Source organism: Polaribacter sp. Asnod6-C07, assembly GCF_045063625.1.
GTDB classification, from domain to species: Bacteria; Bacteroidota; Bacteroidia; order Flavobacteriales; family Flavobacteriaceae; genus Polaribacter; species Polaribacter vadi_A.
The window spans coordinates 859511-874662 of record NZ_JBEFOF010000005.1 but is presented as its reverse complement, the minus strand read 5'-3'; the positions used below and the strand labels follow the sequence as shown (position 1 = coordinate 874662).

The following is a 15152-nucleotide window of genomic DNA, read 5'->3' as shown; positions in this document are numbered from 1 at the left end:
AATTATATTGTTTAAGTTAATAGTGCCTCAAAATTAAATTAGAAGTACTTTTAACTATTGCTCAATTGACCCATATAATTGCTGAAATCTACTTTTTAAGCGAAAAACCTAGGGGTTTCGATGTTTTTTAAGATATTCTGATGGTGAAACACCATGTAATTTTTTAAAAGATGAAGAGAAATAAGAGCTAGATTCTATACCTATTTGATACATTACTTGAGCAACATTATACCCTTTATTACTGCTTAAAAGTTTTGCAGCACGTTGTAATCTAAAGTTTCTAATATATACATTTGGTACTTGACCTGTAAGTTGCTTTAATCTTCTATAAAAATGAGAGGTACTTAAACCAATTTCTTTAGATAGTTCTTCTACACCAAAACTAGAATTGGAAAGGTTTTTTTCTATAATTTCTATAATTTTCTCTAAAAACTCTTCGTCTTTAGCAGAAATTTCTATTACATTTTTTTCTTTGGGTAAATCACTATTTTTCGCAAAATATTCTTTTAAGCGTATACTATTTTCTATAAGCTTACTAACTCTAAGCTCTAAATGTTTAATTGAGAAAGGCTTGCTAAGATACTCGTCTGCGCCAAATTCTAATCCTTTTACAATATCTTCATTTGCCCCTAATGCAGTTAAGAGTAATACAGGAATGTGACATGTTTTAGAATCTGACTTTATTTTGTTACACAATTCGAAACCATCCATTTCTGGCATCATTACGTCACTAATAACCAAATCTGGGTTTTTTAATTTAATTTTTTCAAGACCTTCTAACCCATTGCTAGCTATTGTAACTTCGTATTGATTACCTAAAGTACTTAATAAGAAATGCTGTACATCTAATTCGTTTTCTACAACAAGAATAGAATGTTCTTTCTTTTTATTAGTGTTAGAAAGTTGATCTTCTTCATTAATGACATCACTTGTTAATGGTACCCAGTTCTTTATAAAAGATTTTTTTGACTCTTGACTTGTTTTAATATCGAAATCTTTGAGTTCTTTTGATGGTATTTTCACTGTAAACCGCGTTTCTACACCAGGTTTACTTGTTGCTGATATATCGCCTTCAAGAATATTTACTAAAGATTTACAAAATGCTAAACCAATACCACCACCACTAACATCGCTTTCTGAATTTCCTAATTGATAAAAACGCTCAAAAATATTGTTTAACTTTTCTTCTGGGATTCCTTTACCAGAATCAACTACATTTATTTCTATTATTTTCTCATTTCCTTTAAAATGTATTCCAGCTTCTATACTAATGGTTCCTTGTGAAGGTGTGTTTTTAAAAGCATTAGACAATAAGTTAAAAATGATACGTTCTACTTTTTCTACATCAATAATAATCTCTTCATTTGGTTGATTAACTTTGTAGAAAAAATTAATATTTTTTTCTAAAGCATAATTTTCAAAAGCTTCTGTTGTTGGGTATATAAAATCGCCTAAGGTATATTTTACCAATTTTAGATCTATATAACCTTGTTCTGCTTGACGAAAGGTAATTAATTGGTCTACAAGACTTAACAATCTTTTTGTGTTTTTTTGAATAATTGCTAAATACTTGTTGTTTGAAGAATCTGAGTTTTGCTCCATAACACGTTCTAATGGCCCAGCTATCAATGTTAACGGAGTTCTAAATTCATGAGATAAATTAGTGAAATATCTAAATTTCCCTTGGTTTACAATTTCGACTCTTTGCTTGTCTAGCTCTTCGTATTTTAATCTTTCTTTTAATTTTTGATGTTTTAAGAAATAAAACATTACATAAGTTATTGTTGAAACAATTATTATAAAAAACAAAACAAAACTCCAAATAGTCTTATACCAAGGAGGTAATACATGCAATTGTAACGTTTTGCTTTTACCCCAAATTCCATCTCCATTACTTGCTTTTATTTCAAATTTGTAACTTCCTGCAGAAAGATTTGTGTAGGTTATTACTTCTTTGCCTTCTTCAGTTTCATTCCAAGTATCATTAAAACCCTCTAGTTTATATGCCAGTTTGTTTTTAGATGGTGTAGAGGTATGTTTTGCAACTACATTAAAAGATATAATTTGTGCTTTTTCACTTATTGAAAATTCATCGGTTTCTGAAATCGATTTTTCAAAAACAACTTTATCTTCGAATTTTTCTCCAATTTTAATAGGGTTATTGTTTACAGATAAACCAGATATTAAAATCTCTGGAGGTTGTTTGTTCTCCAAAATTTCTTCTGGTTTAAAAACGGTTAATCCATTTAAACCCCCAAAATAAAAATAACCCGATTTTCCCTTAAAATAGGCACCTTGTCTAAAGTTGTTTTGAGATATACCATCTCTAACATCATATACATTTACTTCTTCGTTTAACATGTTAAACTTCACTAACCCCATATCTGTGCTTAACCAAAGCACAGAATCTTTAGATTTTAGAATACCATAAATGGCATCATCTGGCAAAACATTATTCTTTCTAAAATATTTTATGTTGTTGGGTTTATTCTTTTTGTTAAAAGAAATCTTATTTAAACCACCACCAAATGTTCCTACCCAAAGTGTAGAATCATTTTTATATAAAGAAAATATATTATCGTAACTTAATTTATACTCATCTGAGTTTTTTGTAAGATGATTGATGACCGTAAATTTATCATCAGTATAAGAGGTTTTTAATAATCCATAATTTGTACCAAACCAAAAAATATTATTATCCTGTTTTAAAATGGTTTTTGCTCGATTTATGCCTAAATCATAAATTGATTCTACATTTAAATTAATTTTAGATTTGCTTAATTCTTTCCAAGGATTTTTTACTGCCAAAATTTTGTTTCCAGAAAAAATGATTTCATTGGTATCTGTTTCTGAAATTGCCCGAATTGAAATTTCTGAGTAAGGTGCGTTATTATGAACAAAATTTACTTTTTTAACCTTATTTGTTTTCGGGTTATAAACCAATACTGAAAAATCGGAACCTACCCATATAAATCCATTTTTGTCTTCAAACAAACATCTTACAAAATCTTTCTCTTGCAATAAATTTTCTACGCCTAAGTTTTTGAAATTTAGGTTATTTACAGTCTTTTCATTTACTGACACTGTGCTTCTAAACAAAGGTGTATTGTAGGCAGATAGCCATAAAACGCCTCTTTTATCTTCTAAAATTGCTGTAATTAAATTTCCTGATAAAGAATTAGGGTCATAAGGATTATCACTATAATTTATAAATTTCTTTTGATGTATGTCTAATTTGTTAATTCCTCCTTGAGCTGTACCAATCCATAAAACATCAAAATCATCTTTATATAATGCATTGATTTGGTTACTGCTAATACCTAATTTGTTTTTAGAGCTATATTTAAAATGTTGTAAAACATCTTTCTCTTCATTATATTTATATAAACCATTATTTTTTGTGCCAATCCAAATAACGCCTAAATTATCATTTAGAATATCGGTTACATTTGTTGCCTTATTTAAGGATGGTTTAGTAGTTAGTTGATTAAAATCTTTTATGATGTGTAAATCATTATCATCAATAGCTATTTTAAAAACTCCTTTTTCTGTGCCAACCAAAAAGAAATCGTTAACCTTACAAATCGTATTTATAGATGTATTTAGAAATGAATTAAAACCAAGTGTTGAATTTATTTTCTGATTTACGGTATCTAAAACAACTTTTGTTAAACCTTCTTCTGTAGCAAGAATTAAAGTTTCTTTATTTTTAAAAGTAAAGTCTAATATATTATTTTTAAAATTTGGAGGTAAAAGATTTTTAGATACCTCAATTAAATTTTTTTCTATATCTATAACCTTACATCTATACAATTGATTTTTACCAGAAAACCAAATATTGCCTGTACTATCTTGGGTTATCTTTGTGATTAAAAACTTCTCTGTTAAGGGAACTTTAATAAATTTTTCTAAAGAAGAAATGTATAAATCTACTCCTTGATTGGTACCTATCCATAAAATTCCATTTTTATCATTGTAAAGTGTAGCTATAAAATTACTACTTAAGGCTTGGTTAGATTTAGATTGTGTAGTATAGGTTTTAAATTGATAACCATCGTACTTTATTAAGCCATTTGGGGTACCATACCACAAAAAGCCATATTCATCTTGCTCAATATCACTAATGGTATTTTGATTAAAACCTTCTTTATTAGAAATTCTTTCAAAGGTTTGACCAAACGTTATAAAAACATTTAAAAGAAGAAAGTATAAAATGTATAGAGATTTTATCATATTATCAAAATTAAATTATTTTTTTATTATATTTAATAAAATAAATAGTATTTATTTGTCAATAATTTTATATGCTTTTTATGTAATAATTCTGTTTTAATAATAAATATTCTATTTCTATTAAAATCACTAGATATATAAATGTATTTTAATAGCAAGTTTTTATCTGATATTAGATTAATAACTTTTTACAGGTTTCTAATATTAATTGATAATAGGTAGTATTATTACAACCAAAATATTTGAGTAATTTTTCATTTACTTCAAATTCAGTACCTATATTTTCTACAAAATCTCTTAAATAACAACCTGTATCTTTTATGTAAAATACAAACTCAGTAGCTCCTTTTGGAAAAGTGAAAAGGTACTTCTGTATCAATTTCTTTTAAATATTTTATGTTGAAGAAAGAAGTTAAGTTCATAGAAATATTACCTGCATTTCATTCTGTCTATTCACGTAGCTATAAATAACCTGTAACTTCAGATACTTTTTCTTTTTCTAAATCTTATGAAAGTGTAACTTTTTCATAATTATTATTATTATTATTTAATTCAACAAAAATAAAACCAACAATTGCTTTATCAAAAATTTAAAATCTGTAATTTTGTATCTAATTTAAACATTAGTTTTTTTAAAAAATATTCAAAAAAATTATAAGACTTAGGAAATCCTGTATCTAACAACCAAAAATTAAAGATATTAAGCTTATTATTCTTTGTTATAGATATTGACTTTTAAGAATGTGAGATTGCTATTTTATGGTGTTTCTTTATTGAAGAATTTATTGAAATAAAAATGAAGTTGCCAATTAACTCATAAAGGAAAAGTTTATGAAATGCATCCAGACAATTTATATAATTCCACGATTTACTTTGTTTTCTATTCAATTCGTAAAAAATCATATTTATTCTAAAGGTATTCCTATTTAATGTAGGTATTTAACTACCAATTATAGAGGAAAAGATTATTTTGATGACTTTCAAGCCCAATTTTTTTAAGCATTTTAATTATTATTTCTTTCGATAACGTTTATCTAGGTATCATTGAAATAAAGCTAACATATTGCTTAAAAGTGATTAGATATGTATAAAATTGCCACTTTTTTCTGGAGTGAATTTTTATATTATCTTTAACTTATTTTTGTATTGTAGCTAATTATAGTTACAGAATTTTAAAAGCATATAGTTAATGAAAAGATTTTGTTACGCTCTAGATTTAGTTGATGACGAACAATTAATTCAAGAATATATTGAGTATCACAATAACGTTTGGCCAGAAATTCAAAAAAGTATACTAGATTCTGACATTCAATCTATGGAAATTTATTGTGTAAGCAATCGTTTGTTTATGGTTACTGATGTAGATCAAGACTTTTCTTTAGATAAAAGAGCTTCTAATGATGGTAACAATAAAAAAGTTCAAGAATGGGAAGAGTTAATGTGGAAATATCAAAAAGCACTTCCTATTGCGAAAAAAGATGAAAAATGGGTGTTAATGAACAAAATATACCACTTACAAAAAGAATAAAATTAACAGAAGGTAATAAGAGATGGTTTCAGTTGTTATATCATCTTACAGAAGATTATTTAAGAGGAGATGGTTTAAAAAGTGCTTAAGTTGCTGAATACCTAGTTTTGGTTATTCTTTGTGATTCACTAAGTTTTGGTTTTATAGACTTAGAGAGATTAGAAACGGTTTGGTTATGCTACCAAAAATGAATCTCAACAATATTTTACAAGCATTTGGCAAATCTCATTGGAGTTTATTTTTATGGAATCTTTTATGTATGGAGCAGCAACACTTGGTAACATAGGTGTTAACCATACCATGCCTCTGTCAAAAGAAGAGCAAAAACAATTGATGGAACAACTATTTTGTGAAAAAGTTGTAGATTTACTAAATTACTTATTAAAATATTAAATATGAAAAAGAAAGTATTTGTTTCTGGATGTTTTGATATGTTGCATAGTGGACATATAGCATTTTTTAAAGAGGCCTCTGAATATGGAGATTTATATGTTGGAATTGGTTCTGATAGTACAATATCAGAACTAAAAGGAAGGCTAACGATAAATTCTGAACAAGAAAGAATTTATATGATAAATGCTATTAAATATGTTAAAAATGCCTTTGTAAATTCGGGTTCAGGAATCTTAGATTTTAAAGAAGACCTCATCAAATTAAAACCTGATTACTTTGTTGTGAATGAAGATGGTTTTTCTCCAAAGAAAGAAGAACTGTGTCAGGAACTAAATATCGAATTAAAAAAATTAAAAAGAATTCCAGACTCAGGGCTTCCTGAGCGTTCAACTACTGCAATTAGAACTGGTGGAAACTGTACTTTACCTTATAGAATAGATCTTGGAGGTACTTGGATAGATCAACCTTATGTTTCTAAATATCATCCAGGATGGGCTATTACAGTTTCATTAGAACCTATAGTTGAATACAATGAACGATGTGGAATGTCTACTTCCACAAGAAATGCTGCAAAAAAAATATGGCCTTACTATTTGCCATTAGAAAAGCCAGAAAAATTAGCAGAAATTCTTTTTAAATTTGAGAATACTCCTGGATCTACAATGATATCTGGTGCACAAGATGCTGTTGGAATTTGTATGCCTGGTTTAACAAGACATTATTATAGTGATGGTTATTGGCCTACCAAATTAGAATCTGAACAAGATGAGAGTATTTTAACTTGGCTAGAAGAACATATTTCTATGGTGCTTTTATGGCCAAGAGAAGCTGGTCTAGATCTTTTGGGAGAAACCTATATTAATGAAGAAAATGTAAAATCTTTAGCTAGTGCAGCTGATGATGTTTGGAGTGCTATACAAGATAAAAACTTAAAAAGTTTTGCTGACGCATTTTTAAACTCGTTTAATGCACAAGTTAAAATGTTTCCAGCAATGGTAAACGATAGAATTTTAAAAGAAATCGATAAATATAAAGATCAAGCAATGGCATGGAAATTAGCTGGTGCTGGTGGTGCTGGATATTTAATTATGGTTTCTGAAAAACCTATTGAAGGATCAATGCGAATTAAAATAAGAAGAAGTGAAATTTTATAAAAATATGTCAAGGCCTAAATAATCGATACAGATTAATAAAGGATTAAAATTAATATTTAAAACTGAACAATGGTAACATTGTTCAGTTTTTTTGATTTATATGTTTTCATTTGTATTTTATTTAGGACTTGACATATAATTAGACAAATGAGGTCTTTCTTGATTATAAAATTTGGTAATTTTTATCTTTTTTAATGGTAATACTTTTAAAGTCTAAAGTAAAATCAAAAACAGTTTAATGATATTCATTTTGTTTGGATTTTAAATTTAAAAACCTGTCAGATTAGAATAAGACAGGTTTTGTTCATTATTTATAATGATATTTTTTAATCTTCATTAGCAGGTTTGCCAATAGTAGCTAAAATTCCACCATCAACATAAATTACTTGTCCGTTTACAAAATCACTAGCTTTAGAGCTTAAAAAGATTGCTGCACCTTGTAAATCATCTGGATCTCCCCATTTTCCTGCTGGTGTCCTTCCAACTATAAAGTCATTAAAAGGATGCCCATTTATTCTAATTGGTTCAGTTTGGCTTGTTGCAAAATACCCAGGTCCAATTCCATTTGTTTGAATATTAAATTTAGCCCATTCTGTAGCCATATTTTGAGTAAGCATTTTTAAACCTCCTTTTGCTGCAGCATAAGCACCAACAGAATTTCTACCTAACTCACTCATCATAGAACAAATGTTTATAATTTTACCACCTTTTCTTTCAATCATTCCTTTAACTACATGTTTAGAAACAATAAAAGGAGCTACTAAATCTACATCAATAACAGCCTTAAAATCTTCAACTTTCATTTCAACTAAAGGAGTTCTTTTAATAATACCTGCGTTATTTACAAGAATATCAATTTTACCAACTTCCGTTTCAATTTTTGTTATGTTTTCTTTTACTTCATTTTCGTTTGTAACATTAAAAAGATAACCATAAGCATCTATTCCTTGTGATTTATAATCTGCTACTGCTTTGTCTAGTTTTTCTTGCGAAGAATTTCCGTTTATAATAATTTTAGCACCAGCATTTCCTATTCCTTTTGCCATTGCCATTCCAAGACCATGAGTTGCACCAGTAATTAAAGCTACTTTTCCTGATAAATCAAATAAGTTTATAGACATATTATTTATTATTTTAATTCGTTAATTTTACAATGATCCATATCACCATAATCTAAATTTTCACCAGCCATTCCCCAAACAAAAGAATAATTACTTGTACCAGAACCAGAATGAATAGACCATGGAGGAGAAATTACTGCTTGATTATTTGCCATCCAAATATGTCTTGTTTCTTGAGGTTCGCCCATAAAATGACAAACTGCTTGATCTGGATGCACTTCAAAATAAAAATAAACCTCCATTCTTCTATCATGCACATGTGCAGGCATTGTGTTCCATGAACTACCAGGTTTTATAGTTGTCATTCCCATTTGTAACTGGCAAACATCTACAACACTATTTACAATATACTTTCTTAATGTTCTTGCATTTGCAGTGTCTGGTGATCCAAGCTCAATAGTTTCAACATCATTTTTTCCTATTTTTTTAGTAGGAAAAGCTTTATGAGCTGGAGTTAAATTTAAATAAAATAATGCTGGATTTTCATCAGAATCACTAAAAAATTCAACATTTATATTTCCTTGACCAATATATATAATACCTAATTCTCTTCTATCTAAAAAAAATAGGTTTAAAAGCATCTATAATTTCTAACTTTAGAGGAGATGTTGTTGCAACTGCACTACTTGTAATAAAACGATCATAATGAGAGTAGGTAGGGTTTATTGTGTTATAAGTCATTAAATTATCAATTAAAAATTCTTCTCTTATTCTTGCTGTGTCATAATTTTTTACGTCATGTTGTGATGCAGTGTATCTATTACTATAGTTGGTTCCCATAATAGTTATTTTCTGTTTAAATTTAGAAATTTATCCAAATCAAGAATTAGGCTTTGAACGTCAAAGTTTAGAATTGTTATTAATTGATGGTGGAATTAATTATAAGAAATGTGATATAAAATTTCTTCAGATGAATTAATCAGAGTCTTAAAAAATTAAACTCTTTTATTTTATCAAATTCTAAACAAATTGTTACGAATTCTCATTTGATAAAAATTGCCATACTATAATCCGTATTTTTGAGTTGTGCTAATAAAGGCTACAACTATGAAAACAAAATATTTACCTTCTATTATTTTTATTTTTCTATTGATTTTTTCTTGTAAAAAAGAAGAAATTAAACCCGATAATATTTACAAGTTTAAAGAATATATAAGTTATACAACTTCTGGTGTTATTTCTACTTCAGGTACAATAGGTGTTAATTTTGCAAAAGATATTGACGGTTGGCAAGCAGATCAAAAAATTTCTTCGGATGTTATTTCGATAAAACCTTATGTAGAGGGTAAAATTAAAACATTAAATAAACACGCATTTGTTTTTACGCCAGATGATAGCTTAGATGCAGATAAAGAGTACACAGTTACCATCAACTTAAAAGAAATTTATAAAAATATTTCTGATGAGTTTAAAAAATACACTTTTCAATTTAAAACAATTACGCCAAATTTTAATATTCAAACTCAAGTATTGCAATCTTATTCTTCAGAATATCAGTACTTAGAAGGGGTTGTAAAATCTGCGGATATTATCAATCTAAATGATGCAAAACAACTTATTAAAGCATCGCAAAAAGGGAATCAAAAAAATATTGTTTGGAACGAGTCTTTTGATAAAGCAAAAGTTTTTGAGTTTAAAATTGATAGCATTCAGCGTTTTGAAAATGATAGTAAGTTGGCAATTAATTGGAATGGCAAACCGATTCAATCTGATAATAAAGGCGAAAATGAAATTGTAATTCCTGGTAAAAATAATTTTAAAGTAATAGATATTAAAATAAAGAAGTTTGCAGAACAGTATATTTCTATTAATTTTTCTGATGCCTTAAAAAAACAACAAAACTTTGATGGTTTGGTAACTTTACAAAATGTTAAAAAACCAAGATTTATAGTTAACGGAAATGAGTTAAAAGTATATTCAGAAAACAAGTTTCAAGGTGATGTTATGGTTTCTGTTTTTGAAGGAATTCAAAATTCAGAGAACTATAAATTAAAAGAAACGTTTACAGAAACTATAACTTTCGAGCAGAAAAAACCACAAATAAGAGCCATTAGTAATGGAACCATTTTACCAAATTCTAACGATTTAAAATACAATTTCGAAGCCATAAATGTAAGAGAAGTAGACGTTAGAATAATTAAAATATTCGAAGATAATGTATTGCAGTTTTTGCAAGAAAACAACATCAACAATACTAATGAATATGGTATAAAAAGAGTAGGAAGAAGAATCGCTAAAAAAACAATTACTTTATTAGTTGATGAAAAAAATAACACTCAAAAATGGAAAGCGTACAGTATAGATATCTCAAAATTGGTAGCTGTAGAACCTGGAGCAATTTACAGAGTTGAGTTGGGTTTTAACAAAGATCAAGTTTTTTATCATTGTTCAGAAAGTAGTGCTTCTACTGAAGATTATGACGATTTTGAAGATGAATATTATGAGGAATATGATGATTTTAGTGAAATAGAAGATGAAGAAGAAAGAGAAGAAATGTATTGGGATAATAAACTCTACAACTACAAAAATCACAATTATAATTGGAGAGATAGAGAAAATCCTTGTACAGATTCTTACTTTAGAAATAGAGAAATCACTCAAAATTTATTAGCATCGAACTTAGGAATTATTGCGAAAAAAGGAGAAAATGATGAGTACTTTTTTGCTATTACCAATATTTTAGATACCAATCCAATAGCAGGTGCAACTGTTAAATTATACAATTATCAACAGCAAGAAATTGCATCAGGAACTACAAGTACAGAGGGAATTGTAACCATAAAATCGCCTAAAAATGCAGCTTTTGCAATTGCATCTAAAAACAACAATAAAGGTTATGTAAAATTATTTGATGGTAATTCTTTGTCATTAAGTAAGTTTGATGTTTCTGGAGGTAAAACTCAAAAAGGGTTAAAAGGATATATGTATGGAGAACGTGGTGTTTGGAGACCTGGAGATGCCATGTTTTTAACTTTTTTATTGAATGATGCTGATAATAAATTGCCAGAAAATCATCCAGTAAAACTAGAAGTTACAGACCCAAGTGGAAAATTAATCTACAAAAAAGTAAAAGCAGAAAATCTTAATAATTTTTACACATTTAATGTAAAAACAAATCAAGAAGCAAAAACGGGTAACTATTCAGCTAAAATTTCTGTTGGTGGTGCAAAGTTTTATAAAACTTTAAAAGTAGAAACTGTAAAACCAAATCGTTTAAAAATTAAGGTTGATTTTGATGATGAAATCCTATCAAGTAAAAAACCAATCAAAGGAACTTTAGATGTAAAATGGTTGCATGGAACGCCTGCAAAAAACTTAAAAGCAGAAATAAAAGCGAAAGTTTCTGCAACGAATTATAGTTTTAAAAACTATAAAGATTATGTGTTTTCAGATCCGTCAAGAAAATTTTCATCCGAAGAAATGAATGTTTTCGAAGGTAAATTAGATGAAAATGGAATTGCTAAAATTAATAGCGATTTAAAAGTGGGTAAAAACGCTCCAGGAATGTTAAATGTGCAATTTTTGATAAGAGCTTTCGAAAATGGTGGCGATTTTTCTATTGATGCTTTTTCAAAAAAATATGCGCCTTTCAATTCTTTTGTGGGTTTAAAATCACCAGAAGGCAACAGATATGGCTCTTTTTATACAGATGAAAATCAAACTTTTTCAGTGGTTTCTGTTGATGAAAATGGAAATCCTGTACAAAGAGATGAAATTGAAATTGAAGTTTATCAAATTAAATGGCGTTGGTGGTGGAGTTCATCTGAAGATAATTTATCAAGATACACATCTAGCAGTTATCATAGTAAATACAAAACGCTAAAAATTGCAACAAATGCTAAAGGAAAAGGAAGTTTTAACCTAAAAATTCCTGATAGATATAGAGGACGATTTTTAATTCGTGTAATTGATAAACAAAGTGGACATGCAACTGGTAGAACAGCATATTTTTATAAAAATTGGTGGCAAAATTCTAGTTCTGGTGATAAAGAAGCTGCAAAAATGTTGGTGTTTTCTGCGGATAAAGAAAGGTATAATGTTGGCGAAACTGCAAAAATTACGTTTCCTTCAGGTTCAGAAGGTCGTGCTTTAGTCAGTATCGAAAATGGTACAAAAGTATTAGAAACAAAATGGGTGAATACTGAAAAAGGAACTACTTCTGTAGAAATTCCGATTAACAAAAATATGACTCCAAATGTCTTTGTAAATATTTCTTTATTGCAACCACATCAAGTGACAGAAAACGATTTACCAATTCGTTTGTTTGGTGTAATTCCGATTTTAGTAGAGGACAAAAACACCAAATTAGAGCCTAAAATAATTATGCCAAAAGAACTGCAACCAGAAAAAGAATTCACGGTTAAAGTATCTGAAAATAATAACAAATCAATGACCTATACTTTGGCTGTTGTAGAAGAAGGTTTGTTAGATTTAACAAGATTTAAAACGCCAAATGCATATTCAGAATTTTACAAAAGAGAAGCATTGGGAGTAAAAACTTGGGATATTTTTGATGATGTAATTGGTGCATATTCAGGAAGTGTAGATCAAATTTTTGCAATAGGTGGAGATGGAAGTTTAGCGAAAGGAAAAAATCAAAAAGCAAATCGATTTAAACCGGTTGTAAAATTTTTAGGTCCTTTTCATTTGGAAAAAGGTAGCACAAAAATGCATAAAATTACTTTACCAAATTATATTGGTTCTGTTAGAACAATGGTTGTTGCAGGTAATGTTATTGATGAGGCTTTTGGGAATGCAGAAAAAGCAACACCTGTTAAAAAACCATTAATGTTGTTGGCTACTTTACCAAGAAAATTATCTCCAAAAGAAAAGGTAACATTGCCAGTTTCTGTTTTTGCAATGGATAAAAAAGTGAAAAATGTAACAGTACAAGTTAAAACTTCAACTGGAATTTCGGTGTTAGGAAATAAAACTCAAAAAATTAATTTTGAAAAACCTGATGAAAAAATGCTCTATTTTGAGTTGGATGTTTTAAAAGCAAATGGCATTAACACAGTTGAGGTAATTGCAACTGGAGCAGGAGAAAAATCATCTTATAAAGTGGAGTTAGATGTTGTAAATCCTAATCCAATTACATCAAAAGTAATCGATCAGAATATTGAAGGAAATCAAACAAAAACCATCGATTTTAATACGTTTGGTGTTGAAGGCTCTAACACTGCAATTTTAGAATTATCTACAATTCCGCCAATTAATTTTTCAGGTAGATTAGAATATTTAATTCGCTATCCTCATGGTTGTGTAGAGCAAACAACATCAAGTGTTTTCCCACAATTATTTTTAAATGATTTGTTTGATTTAACATCAAAAAAGAAAGCAGAAATCCAAAAAAATATCGAAAAAGGTATCACACGTTTAGGGAATTTTCAAAAAGCAAATGGAGGTTTAAGTTATTGGTTGGGCGAAAGCTATGTTAGTGATTGGGGAACAACTTATGCTGGTCATTTTATGTTAGAAGCTGAGAAAAAAGGATTTGTTTTGCCATTAACTTTTAAGAGTAATTTTGTAAGATATCAAAAGCAAGCAGCTAGAAATTGGAGACCAAGTTATGGTAATTATTCAAGAGATTTATCGCAGGCATACAGGTTATATACTTTGGCTTTAGCTGGTAGTCCAGATTTATCTGCTATGAATCGTTTGCGAGAATTTAAACAAATTTCTAATGATACAAAATGGAGATTGGCTGCAACGTATGCTTTGGTTGGCCAAAAAGAAGCAGCTCTTGAAATTATGCAAAAAGCCAATTTAAATTTCTCTGGTTATCAATATTACAATTATGGTTCTGTAACTAGAAATAGAGCTATGGCTTTAGAAACGATGTTGTTAACTAACGATAAAAGTACAAAAGATGTTGCAAAAACTATAGCAAAAGAATTGTCTAGTAATCAATGGATGAGCACACAATCTACAGCTTATAGTTTACTTGCTATTGGTAAAATGGTAGTGGAAAATGGAGGAAAAGCAATTGATATTCAATTTACAAAAGATGGTAAAACAGAGAGTATAAAAACATCAAGTTCTATGGTGCAAAGAACTTTAAATGTTAAAAAGGGATTGAATACCATCACCCTAAAAAACAAAGAGAATAATATTGTTTTTGCAAGAATTATAAATTCTGGTAAGTTGCCTTTAGGTGATGAAATTTCCGAAAGCAGAGGTTTAAGTGCATCTGTAATTTACAAAGATTTAAAAGGCACTACTATTGATGTAAAAAACTTAAAACAAGGTCAAGATTTTGTAGCAAAAATTACAGTGAGTAATCCAAAAAACGAAACTGTAAAAGATATTGCTTTAACTCAGATTTTTCCTTCTGGTTGGGAAATTGTAAACACACGTTTCACGGATTTTGGAACCACCACAAAAAGCGAAGCAAGGTATACAGATATTAGAGACGATCGTGTTAATTTCTATTTCGATTTAAACAAAGGAAGGAATAAATCAGAAACAAAAACCTTTACAGTTTTATTAAATGCTGCGTATTTAGGAAAGTATTATTTACCAGGTATTCAAGTAGAGGCAATGTATGATAATGATTATTTGGTAAGAACCAAAGGAAGTTGGATTCAGGTTGTAAAATAAGTAAACTTCATTAAGAAGAACGAATTAATCTCATAAATTACCTGCAAGGTTTTTTCTAACCTTGTAGGTTTATAAAACGAATTCTAAACTATATCTACAAGGTAGGTCTTTGTTGCTTTGCAG

The 15152-nt window shown here is 28.6% G+C and carries 6 protein-coding genes and 1 pseudogene; 3 read left to right on the top strand and 4 right to left on the bottom strand.

All coding sequences use genetic code 11. From position 1 onward, the window contains the following. Positions 1-108 precede the first annotated feature (108 nt). Positions 109-4233, bottom strand: coding sequence for a two-component regulator propeller domain-containing protein (locus tag ACJJVK_RS03715; RefSeq protein ID WP_405563289.1), 4125 nt, complete (start codon positions 4231-4233; stop codon positions 109-111). A gap of 172 nt (positions 4234-4405) precedes the next feature. Next, on the bottom strand, positions 4406-4612 hold the full coding sequence (locus tag ACJJVK_RS03710) for a hypothetical protein (protein WP_405563286.1): 207 nt from the start codon (positions 4610-4612) through the stop codon (positions 4406-4408). A gap of 810 nt (positions 4613-5422) precedes the next feature. Here ACJJVK_RS03710 and ACJJVK_RS03705 point away from each other — a divergent pair. Continuing rightward, positions 5423-5761, top strand: a complete 339-nt coding sequence (locus tag ACJJVK_RS03705) for an L-rhamnose mutarotase (protein ID WP_405563283.1) — start codon at positions 5423-5425, stop codon at positions 5759-5761. A gap of 395 nt (positions 5762-6156) precedes the next feature. Further along, a complete protein-coding gene (locus tag ACJJVK_RS03700) occupies positions 6157-7308 on the top strand; it encodes an adenylyltransferase/cytidyltransferase family protein (RefSeq protein ID WP_215994038.1) in 1152 nt (383 codons plus the stop codon). A gap of 326 nt (positions 7309-7634) precedes the next feature. Here the strand turns inward: ACJJVK_RS03700 and ACJJVK_RS03695 are convergent, their stop codons facing one another. Then, positions 7635-8429: a gluconate 5-dehydrogenase gene (locus ACJJVK_RS03695; RefSeq protein WP_405563280.1), complete on the bottom strand. Its 795-nt coding sequence runs from the start codon at positions 8427-8429 to the stop codon at positions 7635-7637. Between the two features lie 8 nt (positions 8430-8437). Continuing rightward, a pseudogene (gene kduI, locus ACJJVK_RS03690) lies at positions 8438-9209 on the bottom strand (5-dehydro-4-deoxy-D-glucuronate isomerase). A gap of 267 nt (positions 9210-9476) precedes the next feature. On the opposite strand from kduI, the gene ACJJVK_RS03685 reads away from it, so the two are divergent. Then, positions 9477-15029, top strand: coding sequence for an alpha-2-macroglobulin family protein (locus ACJJVK_RS03685; protein ID WP_405563277.1), 5553 nt, complete (start codon positions 9477-9479; stop codon positions 15027-15029). Positions 15030-15152 lie beyond the last annotated feature (123 nt).

Coding starts and splice junctions, on each gene's coding strand:
- ACJJVK_RS03695 (WP_405563280.1), bottom strand. CDS start 8,429: ATGTCTATAAACTTATTTGATTTATCAGGAAAAGTAGCTTTAATTACT.
- ACJJVK_RS03705 (WP_405563283.1), top strand. CDS start 5,423: ATGAAAAGATTTTGTTACGCTCTAGATTTAGTTGATGACGAACAATTA.
- ACJJVK_RS03700 (WP_215994038.1), top strand. CDS start 6,157: ATGAAAAAGAAAGTATTTGTTTCTGGATGTTTTGATATGTTGCATAGT.
- ACJJVK_RS03715 (WP_405563289.1), bottom strand. CDS start 4,233: ATGATAAAATCTCTATACATTTTATACTTTCTTCTTTTAAATGTTTTT.
- ACJJVK_RS03685 (WP_405563277.1), top strand. CDS start 9,477: ATGAAAACAAAATATTTACCTTCTATTATTTTTATTTTTCTATTGATT.